Below are 20840 nucleotides of genomic sequence, written 5' to 3' on the forward strand. Positions count from 1 at the left end.
GCAGGCGCGACTCGCGAGCGGCGCCCTGACCGGCGACGCCTCAGCCTTCGAGCAGCAGCAACAGCGAGAGGGCGAACAACACCCACATGGTGGGCTTGATTTCCTGGGTCTTGCCCACCGCCAGCTTGACGATCACGAAGGCCAGGAAACCGAACGCGATGCCATGCGTGATCGAATAGGTGAAGGGAATCAGCACCATGGCCACGAAGGCCGGGATCGCATCGTCGAACTGATGCCAATGGATATTCCGGATGGGGTCCATCATGAACACGCCCACCAGGATCAAGGCCGGCGCCGTGGCAATCGCCGGCACCAGCGACAGCAGCGGCGACAGGAACAGGAACGGCAGGAACAGCACCGCCACCACTACCGCGACGAGCCCCGTACGACCGCCCTGACTGATCCCCGCGGCGGACTCCACATAGGCGTTGGCCGGGCTGGTACCCAGCGGCCCGGAGATCAACGCGGCGCTGGCATCGACGATCATCGAGCGCCGAATGTTGCGCGGGTTGCCATCGGCATCCTTCAGGTTGCCCGCCTCGGAGACTCCCATGAAGGTGGACAGTGCGTCGAAGAAGGTCGTGAACAGCAGCACGAAGATGAACGGCCAATATGCCACCGACAGCGAGCCCCACAGATCGAGTGCCATCAGACCACTGAGATCCGGCATCGAAAAGACGCCGTTGAAGTTGACCAGCGTCGGCGTCGCCAGCTCCTCGGGAAAATAGCGGCTGCCATCGCCCCACCAGCGTCCGATCGGCACGCTGGCCAAGGTAGTGAAGACGATGCCCAGAATCAGCGCGCCGGGGACGTTACGCACCACCAGCCAGGCGGTGACCGCAAAGCCGATCAGAAAGGTCACCAGCACCGGGTCGAGAGAGGCCATGCCGACCACGGTGACCGGGTTGGGCTCGAGAAACTGCGCATTGACCAGCCCGATGGTGGTGATGAAGAGGCCGATACCGCAGGCGATGGCGTAACGCAGCTGCGCCGGAATCGCATCGATCACCCACTGGCGGGCATTGAAGGCGGCCAGCAACGCGAAGATCACCCCCGCCCAGAACACGCAGCCCAGCGCAGTCTGCCATTCCATGCCCGCTCCCAGCACCATGGTGTAGGCGAACAACGCGTTGATGCCCATGCCGGGGGCCACCAGAATCGGGTTCTTGGCGTAGAGCCCCATCATCACACTGCCGAAGAAGCTGACCAGCACGGTCGCGGTCAAGGCACTGGAAAAGGGCACGCCGGCATCGCTGAGCACCGTCGGATTGACGACGATGATGTACATCGAGGCCAGAAAGGTCGCGATCCCCGCCAGGATCTCGGTACGCGGGGTGCTGCCCTGGGCCCGGATGCCGAAAAGTCGTTCGAGCACGTCGGATTCTCCACACAAGTTGGGTTGGGATGGGACGCCGCGCAGTATAGCCAATCCCGGCCGCCACGCTCACCCCCGGTGGCCGGGATTGGCTGCACAAGCCTCGCTGCTTGTGCCATGCTCTGGTCAGCATTCACGCGCCCAACGTTACCCGTGGGAGAAGACCATGAGTTCCGAAGACAATCTGTTGCCGCTGATCGTCGAGCCCGAACAGCTCGCCGAGCATCTCGACGCCCCCGACCTGCTGATCGTCGATGTGCCGCTCAAGGCGGAGAGCTACACGACGGGGCATGTCCCCGGCGCCATCTTTCTCGATCATCGACGCCTGCTGGCGGGCGATGGCCCGGTACCCAACGACGTGCCCGATGAAGACGCCCTCTCGGCGCTGTTTTCCGAGCTCGGCCTGACCCGCGATACGCACGTCGTGGCCTATGACGATGAAGGCGGCGGCTGGGCCGGTCGGCTGCTGTGGACGCTGGAGCTCATCGGGCATACCCGGTATTCCTACCTCAACGGCGGCATTCACGCCTGGCGCGCGGCCGGCCTGACGCAATCCCGCGAGCCGCATCAGCCGCAGCCCAGCGACTACCGGGCGGAGATTCGCAACCCCGGCGTCATGATCGAGCGCGACGAGCTGCTCCAACGCCTCGACGAGGTCCAGTTGGCGGTATGGGACGCCCGCTCACCGGCCGAATACCGGGGCGAAAAGGGCCAGAACCGGCATCTCGGCCATATCCCGCGGGCCGTCAACATGGAATGGACCGACGCGATGGACCGCCAGCGCGACCTGCGCATCCGCGACTATGCCGAACTGATCACCGAACTCGACGCGCTGGGCCTGACCCCGGACATGGAGATCGTCACCCACTGCCAGAGCCACCACCGCAGCGGCTTCACCTGGCTGGTCGGCAAGGCCCTGGGCTTCGAGAAGATGCGTGCCTATCCCGGCTCCTGGCAGGAATGGGGCAACCGCGACGATACGCCCATCGAGCGCTGAGCCTCGGTGACTGGACGAGGGACGCGCGTTCGATCCTCTCGTCGCCGTCAACGAAGTATTGCGACGCCCCGCCGCTGCGACTAAGGTGGCGGGTCCTCTTCCGTTGCCGTGGATACGCCCGTGGATCGCGACGAACTCTTCGCCAGAATGCAGTACCCCCTTCCCCACCACCTGATCTCGCGTGGGGTGGGCAAGCTCGCCGAGAGCCGCACGCCATGGCTCAAGGACTGGGCGATTCGGCGTTTCATTCGTACCTTCGATGTCGACATGAGCCAGGCGCTCGAAAGCGACCCCGAGGCTTACGCCTGTTTCAACGACTTCTTCACCCGGGCGTTGCGCGCGGATGCCCGGCCCATCGGCGAGGGCGTGGTCTCGCCGGCCGACGGCACGCTCTCGCAGTTCGGCGCCATACGCCAGGACACCCTGGTCCAGGCCAAGGGGCATACCTACTCGCTGAACGCCCTGCTCGGCGGTGACGCCGCCCGCGCCGCGCCGTTCCGGGAGGGCAGCTTCGCCACCGTCTACCTGTCCCCGCGCGACTATCACCGCGTGCACATGCCCGTCACCGGCACCCTGCGCGAAATGGTCTATGTGCCGGGGCGGTTGTTCTCGGTCAATCAAGCCACCGCCAACCACGTGCCGGGGCTCTTCGCCCGCAACGAGCGTCTGGTCTGCCTGTTCGACACCGAACACGGTCCGCTGGCGATGGTGCTGGTCGGCGCGATGATCGTCGCCGCCATCGAAACGGTCTGGGCGGGTCAGGTCACCCCGCTCAGCGGCCGTGTCCAGACGACGCGTTTCGACGAGCCCATCGTGATCGAGAAGGGTCAGGAAATGGGTCGCTTCAAGCTCGGCTCCACCGTGGTGATGTGCTTCGGCCACGACGTCGCATTTCGCGATGTCTGCACCGACGGCCTGGTGGTCAACATGGGGCAGTCCCTCGCTTCCTGAGCGCCTCGGCCAGGATAGAGTCGCCGGGCAAGGCAAGGCGAAGCGAGGGGCTTTTAGCCGGGGATGGAAAAGTAGCGCCCAAGGAAGGGTTACAGCGCCCCCCGCTGGGGCTGGCTCCGCCAAGCTGGGCTCGGCGCTAGCAACGCGGCGTGGCAAACGCCATCACCTCCGCCACGCTTTCCTTGCCCAGCGCCAGCTGGATCAAGCGATCCATGCCCAGCGCCACCCCGCTGCCGGAAGGCATGCCGGCCGTGAGCGCCGCGAGCAGATGTCGGTCGATATCGACATGGGGCTTGCCCAGCGCCTGACGCTGGCGGTTGTCGGCCTCGAAGCGGGCGGCCTGCTCGGCGGCATCGGTGAGTTCGTCGTAGCCGTTGGCGAGCTCGAGCCCGGCGAGATAGATCTCGAAGCGCGCCGCGACCTCCACCCCATCCTCGGGATCGCGATGCTTGCGGGCCAGCGCGACCTGCGAGGCGGGATAATCGACCACGACATCGATACCGCCCTGCCCCAGCTGCGGCTCGATCGCCAGGCTCATCAGCAGGTCCAGACACCCATCGCGGTCGGTATCGTGCATGGATAGCCCCCCGATCGTTTCGGCACGCGCACGCAATGCCTCGAGCGGTGCCGTGAACGGATCGAGATCCAGCGCCTCGCGGAACAGCTCGCGATAGCGACGACGGCGCAAGGGGCCCGGGTCGCCCGACAAGACATGACGGATCAGCGCATCGCCTTCGGCGATCAACTCATCCAGCGTGACGCCCGGCCGATACCATTCGAGCATGGTGAACTCGAGATTGTGGCGACGCCCCACCTCACCGTCGCGGAAACTGCGCGCCAGTTGAAAGACCGGCCCGCTCCCCGCCGCCAGCAGCCGCTTCATGTGGAATTCCGGCGAGGTCTGCAGCCAGAGCCGCTCGCGGCCCTGCGGCGTCGTCGCCGTCAGCGCGAGCGAGTCGAGGTGCGCATCGGTACTGCCGCCGTGCCCCAGCACCGGCGTTTCCACCTCCAGCACATCGCGCTCGGCGAAGAACGCTCGCACCCGCGCCAAGAGCCGCGCCCGCTCGCGCAGTGTCTCGATACTCGCCGTGGGCTGCCATTCGGTGGTCATCAAACGCTCCTTTGGAAACGACAAAGCCACGCCGAAGCGTGGCCTGTCATCACGAAACTTTCACAGGACGGACGTTGCCCGGAGCGCGCCGGCTCCGGCAGCATGCCGTCAGGCCCGCGAAACGTATTCGCCCGTCCGGGTGTCGACCTTGAGCACTTCGCCTTCGTTGATGAACAACGGGACACGCACCACCGCGCCGGAGGACAGTGTGGCCGGCTTGGAGCCGCCCTGTGCCGTGTCGCCCTTGAGGCCGGGGTCGGTCTCGACCACTTCCAGCTCGATGAAGTTGGGTGCCGACACGGCGATGGCGTTGTCGTTCCACAGCGTCACGGTGTAGACGACCTGCTCCTTGAGCCATTTCTCGACGTCGCCCATGGCCTTCTTGTCGACGGCGTACTGTTCGAAGGAACCGTCGGTGCGCATGAAGTGCCACATGTCGCCGTCGCTGTAGAGGTACTCCATGTCCAGCTCCAGCACATCGGCACCTTCCAGCGACTCGCCGGACTTGAAGGTGCGCTCCCAGACACGCCCCGTGATCAGGTTGCGTAGCTTGACGCGGCTGAATGCCTGGCCCTTGCCCGGCTTGACGAACTCGTTCTCGAGGATGCTGCACGGATCCCCGTCGAGCATGACTTTCAGACCGCCCTTGAATTCATTGGTAGAATACGTCGCCATGATGCCTCGCTAGTTGCATGCGCCGTAGCGTGCGCTACGGAGATTGCTCGATGCGCCTCGTCATGGGGTGACGCCACCGCCATCACGAGGCCCATAGGAAATAGCCGCCCATGATAACCCGAACATCCGCTGCTTTGCAGAGCGACAGCACCTCGCCAGACGATCCCGCCTCGGAGGCCGTCCCGTTGACGCCGCGTCAGCATCGTCAGGATTGGCAGGCCCAGCTGCGCGACGCGGTGCGCGACCCGCATGAGCTATGCCGACGCCTCGACCTCGACACGGCCTGGCTCGGAGGCGCCGAGACGGGCCATGCCCTGTTTCCCGTACGCGTCCCGCACGCCTATCTGGCGCGCATCCGTCGGGGCGATCCCGACGACCCCCTGCTGCGCCAGGTGCTGCCTCTCGACCGGGAGAGCGAGCCTGTCGCCGGGTTCGTCGGCGATCCCCTGGAGGAAGCCGAGCACCGTCCCCGGCCGGGGCTGATCCACAAGTATCGCAACCGGGTGCTGTTGATCGCCAGCCCGGCGTGCGCCATCAACTGCCGCTACTGCTTTCGCCGCCACTTTCCCTACGCCGAGAACTCGCCCTCGCGCGGGCAGTGGGAGACCACGCTCGACTATCTGCGTCAGGACACCTCGATCAACGAGGCCATCTTCTCCGGCGGCGACCCCCTGGCCTCGCCCGACCGTCGCCTGGCCTGGCTGGCCGAGCGCCTGGCGGACATACCGCACCTCAAGCGCCTGCGCCTGCACACGCGCCTGCCGGTGGTGATTCCCGACCGCGTCGACAGTGCCCTGCTCGACTGGCTGGCCGCCACCCGGCTGCAGACGGTGATGGTGGTACACATCAACCATCCCAACGAAATCGACGCCGGGGTCGCCGACGCCATGCAGCGCTTGCGCGGCGCCGGCGTCACGCTGCTCAACCAGAGCGTACTGCTGCGAGGCGTCAACGACGATGTCGAGACGCTCGCCCGGCTCTCAGAGCGGCTCTTCGAGGTCGGCATCCTGCCGTATTACCTGCACGTGCTCGACCCGGTCGAGGGCGCCGCGCATTTCGACGTCCCCGATGCCGAGGCGGTGTCGCTGGTCGAAACCCTGCGCACCCGGCTCGCCGGCTTTTTGATGCCGCGTCTGGTGCGCGAGGTTCCCGGGGAGGCCAGCAAGACGCCACTGGCCTAGGTTCTCGATGGCCTCACGCCGACAGGGCGCGCGCCACGAGCTCGCGTTCCCGCTCGGGCAGCGTCAGCGCTGATGCCAGCTCGTGTCCGCGCGGCGACATCTTGCGCCAGGTCTTGGCGACGATGCGCACCAGCTTGTCGTCATCGTGCTCGCGGGCGAAATCGCTGAAGTAATGGGCCATGAAGACCAGACAGGCGGTATCCTCCAGCGCCTGGGTGTCCGCATCGCGCTTGAGGTTCTCCTTGCGGATCAAGGCGCCCACGTGCTGTACCGCTGCCGCGTCGTATCCCGCCTCGCGCACGATCGTCTCGGCCAACGCCGCCTGGCGGCGCCCCAGATCGCGGCGCCAGGCCAGATAGCCGGGACGATCCTGCGGGTAGTCGCCGCGCGGCACTTCCCAGCGCCGCAGATGCTGGGCGCGTACCGCCAGTTGCAGCGGTTCCGACGCATGCGGGGCGACACGCGCCAGCCACTCGCTCATGCGCTGGGCGTACAGCAGCTCGGCGGCCACCTCGCCGGTATCGGTCACCTCGCGTCGCGGGTCCTCGGCATGCGCGGCGTCCAGGGCCTCGAGAGCGTGCTGGAAGCGGGAATGCTCGGGCATATTCGTCTCCTTGCGGTTCATGCATCGCCCCAGCCTACGCCACTGCCTGGCAGGCGGGAAATCGCGACGTCAGTGATAGCGCCGTCCCTGGTACTCGAGCCACCCGCCGGGATGGTCGCCGCCGGGGTCGTGATGCGTCCAGTGCACGACGCCGCCCTCGGGGTTCCATTCGTACTCGCCGAAGAAGGCGACCGTCTCCCCGGGGCGCAATCCCTCCAGCCGGGGCGCCAGGTCGATGTTGTGGGCGATGAGCACCGTCTGGCCGCTCGACAGGCGCAGGATGAAGCGCTGATGGCGGCTGCCATCGTCGTCGTCCGGCAAGAGGCGAATCACCTCGCCGCGCGCCTCGACCTGCAGCCCGCTGCGGTGCTCCCGATAGGCCTCGCGCAGCGTCACGACGCCCGAGCGCGCCCCCTCGCCGGCCGAGGGGGCCGCCCCCGAGGGCGCCAGGACCGCCAGCGCCCCGGCCAGCACGAGCACCGCCACCGCGAACGTCAGGCTGAGCAGGAGTGCACGGCGACGCATGCCCATGCCGACCTCAGGCCTCGCCGAGCGTCTCGGCGGTGACGTTGGGCGCCGGCGCCTGCTGAGTACGCCAGTGGCGATTCAGCGCGCCGAGTACCGCCTTCATGGAGGCGCTGGTGATGCTCTCGTCGACACCGACCCCGAACACCGGCGTCTGCTCGACACGCACCTCGACATAGGCCACCGCCTCGGCATCCGCCCCCTGGCCGCGCGAGTGCTCGTGATAATCGATGATCTCGACGTCCAGTCCATGTGCCGCCAGCGCCTTGATGAAGGCGGCCAGCGGACCGTTGCCCTCGCCGGTGACATGGCGGCGCTCGCCCTGCTCGTCGATCTGGGCGTCGAGGCGTACGCGCGGGCTATCGTCGTCCGAGCTCAGGCGATGATTGATCAGCGCATAGGGGTCGCGGCTGGTGAGATATTCATCCTCGAAGGTGCGATAGATCATCTGGGAGGTGATCTCGCGCCCGGTACGCTCGGCCACCGTCTGCACCACCTGGCTGAACTCGATGGACAGACGACGCGGCAACTCGATGCCGTGCTCCTGCTCCAGCAGGTAGGACACCCCGCCCTTGCCCGACTGGCTGTTGACGCGGATCACCGCCTCGTAGGAACGCCCCACGTCGAGCGGGTCGATGGGCAGATACGGCACGCCCCAAAGGCTGTCGGGATTGTCGCGGCGCTCGGCCATGCCCTTCTTGATGGCATCCTGATGCGAGCCCGAGAACGCCGTGAACACCAGGTCACCGACATACGGGTGGCGAGGATGCACCGGCAACTGGTTGCAGTGCTCCACCTCGCGCATCAGCGGCGTGATGTTGGAAAAGTCGAGCTGCGGATGCACGCCCTGGGTATACATGTTCATCGCCAGGGTGACGATATCCACGTTGCCGGTACGTTCGCCGTTGCCGAACAGCGTGCCTTCCACACGGTCGGCGCCGGCCATCAACGCCAGCTCCGCCGCCGCCACCCCGGTGCCGCGGTCGTTGTGGGGATGGACGCTCACCACCAGGCTGTCGCGCCGCGCCACATGACGGCAGAACCACTCGATCTGGTCGGCATAATGGTTGGGCGTGGCGATCTCCACCGTCGCCGGCAGGTTGACGATCATCGGCTTGGACGGTGTCGGTGCATAGACCTCGCTGACGGCATCGACGATATCCACGGCGAAATCCAGCTCGGTCGACGTGAAGAGTTCCGGCGAGTACTGAAAGGTCCAGTCGGTATTCGGGCGTGCCGCCATCATGTCCTTGATCTGTGTCGTGGCGTCGGTGGCGATCTTGATGCATTCGGCCTTGTCGACGCCGAACACCACGCGCCGAAACACCGGATCGGTGGCGTTGTAGACATGCACGATGGCGCGCTTGACGCCTTCCAGCGCTTCGAAGGTGCGCTCGATGAGATGCGGCCGCGCCTGGGTCAGCACCTGGATGGTCACGTCGTCGGGGATCGCATCGTCCTCGATCAGCTCGCGCACGTAATCGAAGTCGATCTGCGAGGCCGAGGGAAAACCGACCTCGATCTGCTTGAAGCCGGTCTTGACCAGCAGGTCGAAAAACCGCCGCTTGCGTTCGAGGTCCATGGGGTCGATCAGCGCCTGGTTGCCGTCGCGCATGTCCACGCTGCACCACACGGGCGGATGCGTTATCCGCTGCGCCGGCCATTGACGGTCGGGCAGGTCGACGGCCTCGAAGGGGCGATATTTGGTGGAAGGGTCCTGGAGCATCATGGCGTTGCCTCCTTCAGCGATAGGCGTTGTGGAAATCGCCCCGCCCGAACACGACGACGCCCCGCGGCTCGAAGGCTTCGCGGGGCGCGGTGAGGCGGTGAATCGACGCGCGGACGGCATCGCCGGACATGGGCGAACGCACGGAAAAGGCGCGGTAAACATTCGGGGCGGTGGCGGTGTTCGACATGGCGGATTTTTCTTCGTTGGACCGGGGTCACTGTACCGGAAGGATGACGATGCGCAGGGCATCCCGTCGGCTCATGGGCCGATGGTAAGTCGTAGGTCCAGACGTGGCAGTCGCATGTCGAAAGTCATCATGTGGTTAACTAAACAGCTGCATGCACGGCGTGTCAACCCGACCTTACGTCGCCGGGTCGTCCTCGTCGAGCGCGCGCTCGCCATCGCGCCACAGGCGTACCAGCCAGGCCGGCGCGCATGGCTCGTCCAGCCGACGCTGCCAGCAGGCCTCGCCGGTGCGTCGCGAGCTCAGCGTCAACCGGAAGCAGCGACGATCGGCCCCGGTGGTCGACGCCTCGGGAACATTCGCCAGCCTGCTCAGCCACGCGCCGAGCCGGGCGCATTTGTCATCCGAGAGCCGCTCGCACTCGATCTCGCGCGGGGCGGCCAGTCCCGGTAGATAGGCAAAGCCGCCCTCGCGACTGATCGCCAGGCGCATGTCGTGCGACAGCAACGGCACGTCGACGCGGCTCATGAGACGACGCCCACCTCGCGCCAGGCGTCATCCACCGCACGCGCCTCGCGACTTCCCTCTCCATGCTGGCGCCGGGCATGTGCCACGGTGAGTGCCGCGAAAGCCGCGAAATCCGATTCCCGGCTCAGGGCGTCATCGCGCATGGCCGCATACCACACGGGCGCGACGCTCTCCCACGCCGGCGCCTCCAGGGCCACCGCCGCCAGGTAAAAGGCCCGGTTGGGTATGCCGGAATTGATGTGAACGCCACCGTTGTCGGCCTGCGTGTCGACGAAATCGCGCATGTGGCCCGGTTGCGGATCGCGTCCCAGCACGGGGTCATCGTATGCCGTCCCCGGCGCTTCCATGGAGCGTAGTGCACGGCCTTGCACCCGGTCGGTCAACAACGCCGCGCCGATGAGCCAGTCCGCTTCCTGCGCCGTCTGGCCGGCATGGTACTGCTTGACCACCACCCCGAAGACATCGGCCAGGGATTCGTTGAGCGCCCCGGACTGGTCGGCGTAGACCAGCCCCACATCGCGCTCGATCACACCGTGGGTCAGCTCGTGCGCGACGACTTCCGGCGCCGCCGTGAACCGCCGAAACAGGTCGCCGTCGCCGTCACCGAAGACCATCTGCGCACCGTTCCAGAAGGCGTTGTCGTAATCGCGGCCGTAATGCACGGTGCCGATCAGCGGCATGCCTCGATCGTCGATGGAGTCGCGCCCGAAGACCTCCCAGTAGAACCGGTAGGTCGCACCCAGCCACTCATAGGCCTCGTCGACGGCCGCATCCCAATGCGCGGCCTGGCCTTCTTCCCGCACCAGACGGCCGGGCAGCGTCTGTTCGTGGTCGGCGGAATGGATGCGGCGATCGGGCCGCCCGGCGACGGCCCGCGCCGCATCGCGCGCTGGCGGCGGCGAGGCGCGTAGGCGGAACCACTGGTCGGCCTGCAACGTCTGCTGAGCACACCGCCGCTGGCGCTCGGTACCCTGCAGCGCGATTCGATCGAGCACGTGCGGCGGCATGAAACCGCGCGATGGCGACTTGGGGAATACCATGGGCAATGCTCCTTGATCACGTATCGGTCATGACCCAGGCAGTGTGGCTCACCTCACGCCGACAAGCGCAACGAAGCGCTTGCCGTGACACGTCGACCCGTCAGGACGCTTGTCCGCTCACGGTGGCATCAGGCGGTAGCGGGCGGAGTTGACGGTCTCCTTCAGTGCTCCCAGCTGATCGAGGTCGGGACCGCTCAACGGCTGGTCGAGCCGGCGCTTGGGATTGCGGGTATTGAGCACAACGTGCACCGCATCGGGATTGCCGCGCGCGTCGTGATGCTTGACCCATGCCAGCGCCCCGTTGGCGTACAACGCCAGGGAGCCGATGGGCGCCACGCCGAAGCGGCGGATATAGCGCTGTACCCAGGTGTTGTCGAAGGCGTCGGAATGCGTGAACAGGTGGCGATAGACATCGCGCTGCGTCCAGGCGGCACGCCCCGGCCGCGGGCGAGTCATGACATCGGCGACATCGACCACCGCCATCATGCGCGCCAGGGTCGGCAACGCTTCTCCCTCGAGTCCGGCGGGATAGCCGCTGCCATCGAGACGCTCGTTGGCCATGCCGATCACCTGGGCCGCGACGTCGGCATCCAGCCAGCGGCACTCGCCGAGACGCTCGAGTATCGACTCGACGTGGCGATGCAGCTGCACCTGCTCGTCGGCATCCAGCGCCTCGTCACGCAGCAAGCGATCCGGCAGCAACCCCTTGCCGAGATCATGGATCAGCGCACAGGCCACCACGGCCTTGAGACGCTCGGGTGCCAGGCGACGCGACTGCCCCAGATCGAGCATGCGCACGGCCACCGCCAGGCTGTGCTGAACCAGGCTCGACTCGTCCCGCAGACACGCCACGGCATACAGCAGGGCCTGGCGATCCTGCTCCCACAGGGTCAACAGCGTATCGGTATTGCGCGACAGCTGGGACGCGGCCACCGGCTCGCCACTCTTCAGCTGCACCAGTTGCGCATTCAGATAGTCGGCGACCTTCTGCAACCTGGCCGCCATCGCGCCTCCCGGCCGCGACTTCGCTTGCCGCCGGCGCGACGTATCCCGGCGCGCCTCGTCAGGCGGTTGAAACAGTGATGAAGGCGCCAGGGGCCGTCCCTCATGCATCACGTTGCGTGCGCTCTCGCGCTCGGTCTCCGTTACGCAATACCACAGCAGGCGCTCCATGGCCGGCGTCAGGTCGGTGAATTCGCAACCCACCTGGGCCTTCGTCCAGCCTTCGTCGGTGCGCACATGGCGAACACAGGCCGGCAGCTCGAAGTGGCGCTGATTGGGAAACGCCAGGCGGATGCCATCGACGACCTGCTCCGGCTTGAGCGCCGCCGCTGCGGACAGCGGCAGTTCCAGCAGGCATCCGCCCATGGACAGGTTGCCGAGTCTCCCTTCGAAGGGCGTATCCTGGCCCGCCACTCTCAGGGTGGCCATGACGTTCATGTCCGCACGCAGTTCGGCACGAAAGCTGCTGCGTCGCTGCAGCACCGAGGCCCCTTGCGGATAATCGCAGATGACGTATAAGCGGCCGTCGCTTTCGCGCCATTCATGCACCTCGAGCGTCCGGGTGGTGACCACCGCGCCGTCGGCTTGTCCCATCAGATGAAACGGCTCACCGTGCCGCAGGCGCGGCACGATTTCGCGCACCGCGGAGATATCCAGACACAACGAGACATCCTGCTCGACCGACACGACCACCACCGGCCACGGCGCGCCATCGCCCGTCTCGAAACAAAGGCTTGCGCCTCCCGGGTGCGTGAAAGCCTCGAGCAGGCCCAGCAGCTCGCCGGGATGCGTCACGTCTAGGGTTGCGGACTCGGGTGATGACATCGAGACAGGATCCGAAAGGTCAGGGCTTGAATGGGGCGCGGCACGCACAGCGAACATGGCGCGTCGTGCATGCACGCGTAAAGATACGTAACCCGCTATCGGCCGTCTCGGTCAAGACTTGAGCTCGTCGGCGCCCGACAGACGCTCCAGTGCCTCCTCGTGATAACCCAGCAGGTACAGCACCGCATCCAGCCCCAGCGTGGCGATGGATTGCCGCGCCTGCTGACGCACCAGCGGCTTGGCACGGAAGGCGATGCCCAGTCCCGCGCTTTCCAGCATCTTGAGGTCGTTGGCGCCGTCGCCCACGGCGATGGTCTGCTGCGGCGCCAGGCCCTGGCGACGCGCGATCTCTCCCAGCAGCCAGGCCTTGCGATCGGCATCGATGATGGGCTCGCGCACCTCGCCGGTGATCTTGCCGTCGCGTATCACCAGCTCGTTGGCGTGAACCTCGTCGAAGCCCAGACGCTCCTGCAGATAATGCGCGAAATAGGTGAAGCCGCCGGAAATGATGGCGGTCCGATAGCCCAGGCGCTTGAGGTGCGTCATCAGGCGCTCGACGCCATCCATCAGCGGCAGATTCTCGGCGATGTCCCGCAGTACCGATTCGTCGAGCCCTTCCAGCTTGGCCATGCGCTCGCGAAAGCTCTGCTGGAAATCGAGCTCGCCACGCATGGAACGCTCGGTCACCGCCGCCACTTCGTCGTAGACGCCATGCCGCCGGGCCAGTTCGTTGATCACCTCGGCCTGGATCAGGGTGGAGTCCATGTCGAAGCAGATCAGACGCCGATGACAGCGCCACAGGGAATCTTCCTGGATGGCGATGTCCACGCCATGCCGCGCGCCGAGTGCCAGCGCCCGCTCACGCAAGTCGGGCAACTCGACCGCCGGGCCGCGCAGGAGGCATTCCACGCAGGCGCCACGCGGCGTTGCCTCTTCCAGGGATGCCGCGCCCGACAGGCGCTGCATGTGCTCGATGCTCAATCCATGCGCCGCCGCCAGCTCGCCGAGCTCGGCCAGCATCGTCGCCGGCAGTCTTGGCCCCATCAGCGACACGATCAGGCGCGGCATCTCGGTGCGCGCCTGCAGGGCCTGCCAGCCCTCGCCCGTCACCGGCTGAACGTCGAACGTGAGCGCCTGCTCCGCGAAGTGCTCGCCGAGCCGTGCCTGCAGCGCGGCGGCATCGTCTTCGGCGCTCACCAACGCCTCCAGCGCCATGCGGCCGAAGGCGCTCTGCTGACGTACATCCAGCAGGCACGCCCCGGACGCCGCCAGTGCCTTGCCCAGTGCCGCCAGTTGTCCGGCACGATCGGCGCCGTCGACATGGATCAATAACCGCTGAGTCATGCTGTCTCTTCCCGCGTCATTCGATGGTCTCGAGCCGGTCGACTTTCTGGAAGCCGCGCGACAACTTGCTGCCCCGACGTCCGCGTTCGCCGACGTAATAGTCGAGATCGCGGCTCGAGAGCGTCTGCTTGCGTTTACCGGCGTGAATCACCAGCGAAGCGCCGGCGGGCAGCATGGCGAGATCACGCACGAACTCTTCCCGGTTGGCGGCCCGTGCGCCGGGAATATCGATCATCTTGTTGCCCTTGCCCTTGGCCATCACCGGCAACTGCTCGAGCGGGAACACCAGCAGGCGTCCCTCGTTGGACACCACGGCGATACGCGTGTCCTCGCCTTCCGGTACCGCGACCGGAGGCAGCACGTTGCACCCCTTGGGCACGCTGAGCGCGGCCTTGCCCGCCTTGCTCTTGCCGATCAGGTCGTCGAGCCTGGCAATGAAGCCATAGCCCCCATCCGAGGCCAGCAGGTAGCGCGCTTCGGGGACATCGAGCATGACGCCGACCATGCGAGCGCCGGCGCCGGGGTTGATGCGACCGGTGATGGGTTCGCCCTGACTGCGCGCCGAGGGCAGGTTGTGTGCGGTCAGGGTATAACTGCGGCCCGCGTCGTCGAGCAGCACCAGCGGCTGATTGGACTTGCCGCGCGCGGCCAGGTGAAAGCGGTCGCCCGCCTTGTAGGACAGGCCGGCGGGATCGATCTCGTGCCCCTTGGCGCTGCGAATCCAGCCCTTCTCGGACAACACCACGGTGATCGGATCGGCACCGATCAGCTCGACCTCGGAGAGCGCCTTGGCCTCCCCGCGCTCGACCAGCGGCGCACGCCGCGCATCGCCGTAATCGTCGGCGTCCTGGCGCAATTCCCGCTCGATCAGATCGGTCAAGGCGGCATCGTTGCCCAGCAATTCCTTGAGCCGCTCACGCTCGGCGAGCAATTCGTCCTGCTCGCCGCGAATCTTGAACTCCTCGAGCTTGGCCAGGTGGCGCAGACGCAATTCGAGAATCGCTTCCGCCTGGCGCTCGCTGAGCCCGAAGGCCTCGATCAAGGCGGTCTTGGGCACATCCTCCTCGCGGATGATGCGGATGACCTCGTCGATGTTGAGATACGCCGTGAGCAGGCCTTCGAGAATGTGCAGGCGATCCTCGACCTTGCCCAGCCGATGCTCGAGCCGCCGCCGGACCGTCGCCCGACGAAAGCGCAGCCATTCATCGAGGATGGCATTCAGGGCCATGACCCGCGGGCGACCGTCCAGCCCAATGACGTTGAGGTTCACGCGCACGTTCTTCTCGAGGTCGGTGGTCGCGAACAGGTGCGCCATCAGCGCCTCGACATCCACCCGGTTGGAGCGCGGCACGATCACCAGCCGCGTGGGCGTCTCGTGGGTCGACTCGTCGCGCAGATCCGCCACCATGGGCAGCTTCTTGGCCTGCATCTGCGCGGCGATCTGTTCCAGCACCTTGGCGCCGCTGACCTGATAGGGCAGCGCGGTGACCACCACATTGCCCTCCTCCAGCGTATAGCGCCCGCGCAGCTTCACCGAGCCGCGCCCGCTCTCGTAGAGCTTGGCGAGGTCGCTCGGCGGGCTGATGATTTCGGCCTCGGTGGGGAAATCCGGCGCCGGCACGTAAGCCATCAGGTCGCTGACAGTGGCCTGGGGATGGCGCAGCAGGTGGCAGGTCGCGTCCACGACTTCGCGCACGTTATGCGGCGGAATGTCGGTGGCCATGCCCACCGCGATGCCGGTGGCGCCATTGAGCAGCACGTGCGGCAGACGCGCGGGCAGCACGGCTGGCTCGTCGAGGGTGCCATCGAAGTTGGGCGTCCAGTCGACCGTGCCCTGGCCGAGTTCGGAGAGCAGCACTTCGGAGAATTTCGACAGTCGCGCCTCGGTGTAGCGCATCGCCGCGAACGACTTGGGATCGTCGGGGCTGCCCCAGTTGCCCTGGCCGTCGATCAGCGGATAGCGATAGCTGAACGACTGCGCCATCAGCACCATCGCCTCGTAACAGGCGCTGTCGCCATGCGGGTGGAACTTGCCCAGCACGTCGCCGACGGTACGTGCCGACTTCTTGTACTTGGCGCTCGCCGTCAGCGACAACTCGCGCATGGCATAGACGATGCGGCGCTGCACCGGCTTCATGCCATCGCCGATATGCGGCAGCGCACGGTCGAGAATCACGTACATCGAATAATCGAGGTACGCCTTCTCGGTGTATTCCTTGAGGGAGAGACGTTCGACGTCGCCTTCCTCGACATGGATATCCATGGTCATGGGTTCAACGCCCTTCTACCATCGATGGAAACTTCGCGGACCGCGCCCGCACGAAACATAGCCTGAAGAGAGAAGAACGGCGCTTCGCGCCTCGAGAGGGAGATGACCGCATCGTTCCCCATCCCTCTCACGTCTGCCGTCTTGGTTCTTCGCCCTTATCTCTTCCGTCTTCCTGCTTACACCTCGATATCGGCGAGGTTGCCGTAGTCCTCGAGCCAGTTCTTGCGGTCACCGGCGCGCTTTTTCGCCAGCAACATGTCCATCATCTCGCGCGTGCCGTCGCCCACGGTCAGGGTCAGCTGGACCAGGCGCCGGGTGTCGGCGGCCATCGTCGTCTCGCGCAGCTGCAGCGGACTCATCTCGCCGAGGCCCTTGAAGCGCTGCACGTTGGGCGTGCCGCGCTTGCCCTCGAGGCGCTTCAGGATGGCGGTCTTCTCGCTTTCGTCGAGGGCGTAGTGCACCTCCTTGCCCAGGTCGATGCGATACAGCGGCGGCATGGCCACGAACACGTGCCCGGCATCAACCAGCGCCGGAAAATGACGCACGAACAGCGCGCACAGCAGCGTGGCAATGTGCAGGCCGTCGGAGTCGGCATCGGCGAGAATGCAGATCTTGTGATAACGCAGCTTGGAGAGATCGTCGCTGCCGGGGTCCATGCCGATGGCAACCGCGATGTCGTGGACCTCCTGGGAGCCATAGATATCGTGCGCCTCGACCTCCCAGGTATTGAGGATCTTGCCGCGCAGCGGCAGGATCGCCTGTGTCTCGCGATTGCGGGCCTGCTTGGCACTGCCGCCGGCACTGTCGCCCTCGACCAGAAACAGCTCGGACGCCGCCGGGTCCTGCCCCGAACAGTCGGCCAGCTTGCCGGGCAACGCGGGACCGGAGGTCACTTTCTTGCGGGCGACCTTCTTGGCGCTCTTCTGACGCCGCTGCGCGGCATTGATCACCAGCTCGGCGAGGGCCTCGGCCTGGTCGACATGGTGATTGAGCCACAGCGAGAAGGCATCCTTGACCACACCGGAGACGAACCCGGCCACCACCCGCGAGGATAGCCGCTCCTTGGTCTGCCCGGCGAACTGCGGGTCGAGCAGCTTCACCGACAGCACGAACGAGACGCGCTCCCACAGGTCGTCGCCGGTCAGCTTGACCCCGCGTGGCAACAGGCTGCGGTATTCGCAGAACTCGCGCAGCGCGTCGAGCAGCCCGGAGCGCAGACCGTTGACGTGCGTGCCGCCGAGCGGCGTGGGGATCAGATTGACGTAGGATTCCTGCAGCAACTCACCGCCTTCCGGCAGCCACTGGATGGCCCAGTCGACGCCCTGGTCCTCGTCCTCGAAGTGACCGAGAAACGGCGAGGCAGGCAACGTCTCGACATCGTCGGTGGCCTGGGCCAGGTAGTCGCGCAACCCATCCGCGTACTGCCACACGCTCTCGGTACCATCCGCCTCGATCAGCGTGACCTCGAGCCCGGGGCAGAGGACCGCTTTGGCGCGCAACAAGTGCTTGAGACGCGGCAACGCCAGCCTGGGGCTATCGAAATAGCTCTCGTCCGGCCAGAACCGCACCACCGTTCCCTTGGCCTTCTTGGGGCAGGTCCCGATGACGGTGAGGTCTTCCACCTTGTCGCCGTGGGCGAAGGCCATGCCATGCCGGTCGCCGTCGCGACAGACCTCGATTTCCAGGCGCCGGGACAGGGCGTTGACCACCGACACCCCGACCCCGTGCAGCCCTCCCGAGAAGCGATAGCTCGACTGCGAGAACTTCCCGCCCGCGTGCAGCCGGGTCAGGATCAGCTCGACGCCGGAGACCCCGTGCTCGGGGTGCATGTCGATGGGCATGCCACGCCCGTCGTCGCTGACCTCGATGCCGCCGTCGTCATGCAGGCGCACGCGGATGTGGCTCGCGTGGCCGGCCAGCGCCTCGTCGACGCTGTTGTCGATGACTTCCTGGGCGAGGTGATTGGGTCGACTGGTATCGGTGTACATTCCGGGGCGCTTGCGCACCGGATCGAGTCCCGACAGGACCTCGATGGAACTGGCACTGTATTGCGTCATGCGTTGTCCATTATGTGGATTCGTCAGAGCGCGTTGGCGATCGTGGGGGTAGCGTCCAACCCCCGTGCGCGAAAATGGCTGGCAGATAATCGGCCAGCGCGCTGAAGCCGTGGTCGCCGCCAGGATGCACGAGCGTCGGCGCACCGGCGTAGAACGCCAGCGCATCACGGCAATCCAGCGTCTCGTCGGCGCTGCCCAGCAGCAGCCGATAACGGTGCGGCGCGATGATGCCACTCGGGGTCATCGCCTCGAGCGCGGCGCCGTGTTGCGCGTCGATGGTGAAGCGTTCATGGGTGTAGGGGTTCTCGAACGCCGCCCCTTCCCATTGCGCCACCAGGCGCGCCGGCCGCACCGCGGGATTGATCAACACCGCACGCAGCCCGGCGCGTTCGGCCAGGCAGGTGGCAAGAAACCCGCCCATCGAACTGCCGATCAACAGGGTATCGTCGCCCAGGCCACGCAATTCGCGCTCGGCACATGCCAGGGCATCGTCCGGACGATGCGGCAACTGAGGCGCCACGCACCTCGGTGGCGTGGCGCCGTCGGACGCCAGACGCTCGCAGGTCGCCGCGATCAGTTGCGCCTTGGGCGATGCCGCGCCGCTATTGAAACCGTGCAGATACAGGATGCTGGTCACGGGCGTCATGTTTGCCACGGGCGCCACCAGCATACCGCAAAACCTGTACAAACAACCAGCATCATGTCGCGTCCTGGGCCTGCCAGACGACATCGAGCAGCCCACGACTGGAATCGTCCAGGGTCTCGGCGCCACGCCGCGAGGCCAGAATCTGCTCGGTTTCGGAGGCGATCTGCTTGCCCAGCTCCACGCCCCACTGGTCGAAGGGGTTGATGTCCCAGATCGTGGCCTGCACGAACACCTTGTGCTCGTAGAGCGCGATCAGCGCCCCCAGCGTACGCGGCGTCAGGCGGTCGAGCAGCAACGTGGTCGAGGGCTGGTTGCCGCGATAGCGCTTGTGGCTGGGGCGCGGGGCATCGCTGGGCAAGGCCTCGTCGCCCAGCATCAAGACTCGCGACTGGGCGATGCAATTGGCCAGCGTCAGGCGATGCTGGGCCTTGAGGTGGGCGCGCGTGGCGGGATCTTCCACCCGGTCGTAACGACGTACCGGCGCGATGAAATCGCACTCCACCGCCTGAGTCCCCTGGTGCAGCAGCTGATAGAAGGCATGTTGTGCATTGGGGCCGAGCTGCCCCCACAACACCGGGCAGGTGGAATAAGGCGTGATCTCGCCGTCATTGGTGACCGACTTGCCGTTGGATTCCATCTCCAGTTGTTCGAGATAGCTGGCGAAATACTCGAGCCGGCCATCGTAGGGCAGAATCGAATGCGCACGCACGTCGAGGAAGTTCACGTTCCAGATCCCCGCCAGCGCCAGCAGCACCGGCAAGTTGTCTTCGAGCGGCGTATCGCGGAAATGACGGTCCATCTCGTGGGCCCCCGCCAGCAGCTCGCGGAAGTTTTCCATCCCCACCGCCAGGGCGATGGGCAACCCGATGGCGCCCCATAGCGAATAACGCCCGCCGACCCACTCCCAGAAGCGCAGCTGATGGCGCGGGTCGATCCCCCACTCGCTCATGCGCTCGGGCTTGGCCGAGACGCCGATGAAATGCTGGCGCATCACCACCTCGCGCATGCCGGCATCACGACCGCCGTCGGCCAGCCGCGTCATCAGCCAGTCGCGTGCGGTAGAGGCGTTGGACAGCGTATCGATGGTGGTGAACGACTTCGACGACAGCACGAACAGCGTCGTGGCGGGATTGAAGCGGGTCAGATAATCGGCGAGCTGCGAGCCGTCCATGGTCGAGGCGAAATGGATGTCGACCTGGTGCACGTCCCGCGGGCGGTAATCGGCCAAGGCATGGGTGACCATCAGCGGTCCCAGGTCGGAGCCGCCCACGCCGAGATTCACCACGTCGGTGATCGCCTTGCCGGTGGCACCTCGCCATTGGCCGGCATGGCACTTCTCGACCATCGCCTGCATGCGGGCCAGCGTTTCATGCACATCGGGCACCACATCCTCGCCCTCGACCACCAGACTGGCCTCCGGCGGCAAGCGCAGCGCGGTGTGCAGCGCCGGACGATCCTCGGAGAGATTGACGCGCTCGCCGTTCTGCAGACGCTCGATGGCACGCTCGAGATTCGCCTCGCGTGCCAGCGCGAGCAATTTCGTCAGTGTCTCGTCGCGCCAGCGGTGCTTGGAGAGATCCAGCGTCAAGCCGGCGCCACGCCGGGTAAAGCGGGCATGGCGGCCGGGGGCCTCGGCGAACAGAGACTTGAGGTGCACGTTGCGCATGCCGTCGGCATGCTGCGTGAGTGCCTGCCAGGCCTCTGAATGATGGATCATGGTTGACTGGGACATGACTCGTGCTCTCCTTGACAAGCTCGCTGACGGCCCGCGGATGCCGCGAGTGGGCCCTGCGGATG

18 protein-coding genes are annotated in these 20840 nt (G+C 66.2%); 3 read left to right on the plus strand and 15 right to left on the minus strand.

The genetic code is table 11. The features are described 5' to 3' along the window. Positions 1–40 precede the first annotated feature (40 nt). Positions 41–1375: an NCS2 family permease gene (locus tag ABGX75_RS09650; RefSeq protein ID WP_011507820.1), complete on the minus strand. Its 1335-nt coding sequence runs from the start codon at positions 1373–1375 to the stop codon at positions 41–43. A gap of 166 nt (positions 1376–1541) precedes the next feature. Here ABGX75_RS09650 and ABGX75_RS09655 point away from each other — a divergent pair, with 166 nt between their 5' ends. Continuing rightward, the gene (locus ABGX75_RS09655) at positions 1542–2372 is read left to right on the plus strand and encodes a sulfurtransferase (protein WP_224114495.1); all 831 of its coding nucleotides are present in this window, start codon (positions 1542–1544) and stop codon (positions 2370–2372) included. Positions 2373–2519: 147 nt separating this feature from the next. Continuing rightward, positions 2520–3323 (plus strand): archaetidylserine decarboxylase, encoded by an 804-nt coding sequence (gene asd, locus ABGX75_RS09660; RefSeq protein WP_043559561.1) that lies wholly within the window; start codon positions 2520–2522, stop codon positions 3321–3323. A gap of 136 nt (positions 3324–3459) precedes the next feature. Here asd and epmA read toward each other — a convergent pair whose 3' ends face one another. Both epmA and efp read right to left on the minus strand, forming a co-directional pair. Beyond that, positions 3460–4434, minus strand: a complete 975-nt coding sequence (gene epmA, locus ABGX75_RS09665; RefSeq protein WP_347410988.1) for an EF-P lysine aminoacylase EpmA — start codon at positions 4432–4434, stop codon at positions 3460–3462. A gap of 108 nt (positions 4435–4542) precedes the next feature. Continuing rightward, positions 4543–5109: an elongation factor P gene (efp, locus tag ABGX75_RS09670; RefSeq protein WP_011507824.1), complete on the minus strand. Its 567-nt coding sequence runs from the start codon at positions 5107–5109 to the stop codon at positions 4543–4545. A 110-nt stretch (positions 5110–5219) separates the two neighbouring features. Between efp and epmB the strand changes: the two genes are divergently transcribed. Then, complete coding sequence (gene epmB / locus ABGX75_RS09675) at positions 5220–6290, plus strand: EF-P beta-lysylation protein EpmB (RefSeq protein WP_128691113.1); 1071 nt, start codon at positions 5220–5222, stop codon at positions 6288–6290. A 13-nt stretch (positions 6291–6303) separates the two neighbouring features. Here epmB and ABGX75_RS09680 read toward each other — a convergent pair whose 3' ends face one another. The 12 genes from ABGX75_RS09680 to pgi form a co-directional block, all read right to left on the minus strand. Beyond that, entirely contained in the window at positions 6304–6894 is a 591-nt protein-coding gene (locus ABGX75_RS09680; protein WP_128691114.1) for a DUF4202 domain-containing protein, read from the minus strand. 69 nt (positions 6895–6963) lie between these two features. After that, positions 6964–7425: a DUF3465 domain-containing protein gene (locus tag ABGX75_RS09685; protein WP_035415099.1), complete on the minus strand. Its 462-nt coding sequence runs from the start codon at positions 7423–7425 to the stop codon at positions 6964–6966. 7 nt (positions 7426–7432) lie between these two features. Continuing rightward, positions 7433–9148 (minus strand): 2-isopropylmalate synthase, encoded by a 1716-nt coding sequence (gene leuA, locus ABGX75_RS09690; RefSeq protein WP_347410987.1) that lies wholly within the window; start codon positions 9146–9148, stop codon positions 7433–7435. 13 nt (positions 9149–9161) lie between these two features. Then, complete coding sequence (locus ABGX75_RS09695; protein WP_156961567.1) at positions 9162–9335, minus strand: hypothetical protein; 174 nt, start codon at positions 9333–9335, stop codon at positions 9162–9164. Positions 9336–9509: 174 nt separating this feature from the next. After that, positions 9510–9860: a protealysin inhibitor emfourin gene (locus ABGX75_RS09700; RefSeq protein WP_035415097.1), complete on the minus strand. Its 351-nt coding sequence runs from the start codon at positions 9858–9860 to the stop codon at positions 9510–9512. Further along, positions 9857–10900, minus strand: a complete 1044-nt coding sequence (locus tag ABGX75_RS09705) for a M4 family metallopeptidase (protein ID WP_347410986.1) — start codon at positions 10898–10900, stop codon at positions 9857–9859. Before ABGX75_RS09705 ends, ABGX75_RS09700 begins: the two co-directional genes overlap by 4 nt. Positions 10901–11017: 117 nt before the next feature. Beyond that, positions 11018–12727 (minus strand): HD domain-containing phosphohydrolase, encoded by a 1710-nt coding sequence (locus tag ABGX75_RS09710; RefSeq protein ID WP_347410985.1) that lies wholly within the window; start codon positions 12725–12727, stop codon positions 11018–11020. 111 nt (positions 12728–12838) lie between these two features. Beyond that, a complete protein-coding gene (serB, locus tag ABGX75_RS09715) occupies positions 12839–14071 on the minus strand; it encodes a phosphoserine phosphatase SerB (protein ID WP_347410984.1) in 1233 nt (410 codons plus the stop codon). A 16-nt stretch (positions 14072–14087) separates the two neighbouring features. Then, positions 14088–16340, minus strand: coding sequence for a DNA topoisomerase IV subunit A (parC, locus tag ABGX75_RS09720; RefSeq protein ID WP_347410983.1), 2253 nt, complete (start codon positions 16338–16340; stop codon positions 14088–14090). Between the two features lie 176 nt (positions 16341–16516). After that, on the minus strand, positions 16517–18397 hold the full coding sequence (gene parE / locus ABGX75_RS09725; protein ID WP_035415090.1) for a DNA topoisomerase IV subunit B: 1881 nt from the start codon (positions 18395–18397) through the stop codon (positions 16517–16519). A gap of 10 nt (positions 18398–18407) precedes the next feature. Beyond that, the gene (locus tag ABGX75_RS09730; RefSeq protein ID WP_224114504.1) at positions 18408–19043 is read right to left on the minus strand and encodes a YqiA/YcfP family alpha/beta fold hydrolase; all 636 of its coding nucleotides are present in this window, start codon (positions 19041–19043) and stop codon (positions 18408–18410) included. A gap of 52 nt (positions 19044–19095) precedes the next feature. Further along, positions 19096–20775, minus strand: coding sequence for a glucose-6-phosphate isomerase (gene pgi, locus ABGX75_RS09735; protein ID WP_035415088.1), 1680 nt, complete (start codon positions 20773–20775; stop codon positions 19096–19098). Between the last annotated feature and the right edge of the window lie 65 nt (positions 20776–20840).

Source organism: Chromohalobacter sp. (genome assembly GCF_039830575.1).
Lineage (GTDB): Bacteria > Pseudomonadota > Gammaproteobacteria > Pseudomonadales > Halomonadaceae > Chromohalobacter > Chromohalobacter israelensis.

What these genes read in the sequence shown, in the direction of transcription:
- epmB (WP_128691113.1), top strand. Translation starts at nt 5,220, where the DNA reads ATGATAACCCGAACATCCGCTGCTTTGCAGAGCGACAGCACCTCGCCA.
- epmA (WP_347410988.1), bottom strand. Translation starts at nt 4,434, where the DNA reads ATGACCACCGAATGGCAGCCCACGGCGAGTATCGAGACACTGCGCGAG.
- ABGX75_RS09685 (WP_035415099.1), bottom strand. Translation starts at nt 7,425, where the DNA reads ATGGGCATGCGTCGCCGTGCACTCCTGCTCAGCCTGACGTTCGCGGTG.
- ABGX75_RS09700 (WP_035415097.1), bottom strand. Translation starts at nt 9,860, where the DNA reads ATGAGCCGCGTCGACGTGCCGTTGCTGTCGCACGACATGCGCCTGGCG.
- serB (WP_347410984.1), bottom strand. Translation starts at nt 14,071, where the DNA reads ATGACTCAGCGGTTATTGATCCATGTCGACGGCGCCGATCGTGCCGGA.
- parC (WP_347410983.1), bottom strand. Translation starts at nt 16,340, where the DNA reads ATGACCATGGATATCCATGTCGAGGAAGGCGACGTCGAACGTCTCTCC.
- asd (WP_043559561.1), top strand. Translation starts at nt 2,520, where the DNA reads ATGCAGTACCCCCTTCCCCACCACCTGATCTCGCGTGGGGTGGGCAAG.
- ABGX75_RS09730 (WP_224114504.1), bottom strand. Translation starts at nt 19,043, where the DNA reads ATGACGCCCGTGACCAGCATCCTGTATCTGCACGGTTTCAATAGCGGC.
- efp (WP_011507824.1), bottom strand. Translation starts at nt 5,109, where the DNA reads ATGGCGACGTATTCTACCAATGAATTCAAGGGCGGTCTGAAAGTCATG.
- pgi (WP_035415088.1), bottom strand. Translation starts at nt 20,775, where the DNA reads ATGTCCCAGTCAACCATGATCCATCATTCAGAGGCCTGGCAGGCACTC.
- ABGX75_RS09695 (WP_156961567.1), bottom strand. Translation starts at nt 9,335, where the DNA reads ATGTCGAACACCGCCACCGCCCCGAATGTTTACCGCGCCTTTTCCGTG.
- ABGX75_RS09705 (WP_347410986.1), bottom strand. Translation starts at nt 10,900, where the DNA reads ATGGTATTCCCCAAGTCGCCATCGCGCGGTTTCATGCCGCCGCACGTG.
- leuA (WP_347410987.1), bottom strand. Translation starts at nt 9,148, where the DNA reads ATGATGCTCCAGGACCCTTCCACCAAATATCGCCCCTTCGAGGCCGTC.
- parE (WP_035415090.1), bottom strand. Translation starts at nt 18,397, where the DNA reads ATGACGCAATACAGTGCCAGTTCCATCGAGGTCCTGTCGGGACTCGAT.
- ABGX75_RS09655 (WP_224114495.1), top strand. Translation starts at nt 1,542, where the DNA reads ATGAGTTCCGAAGACAATCTGTTGCCGCTGATCGTCGAGCCCGAACAG.
- ABGX75_RS09710 (WP_347410985.1), bottom strand. Translation starts at nt 12,727, where the DNA reads ATGTCATCACCCGAGTCCGCAACCCTAGACGTGACGCATCCCGGCGAG.
- ABGX75_RS09680 (WP_128691114.1), bottom strand. Translation starts at nt 6,894, where the DNA reads ATGCCCGAGCATTCCCGCTTCCAGCACGCTCTCGAGGCCCTGGACGCC.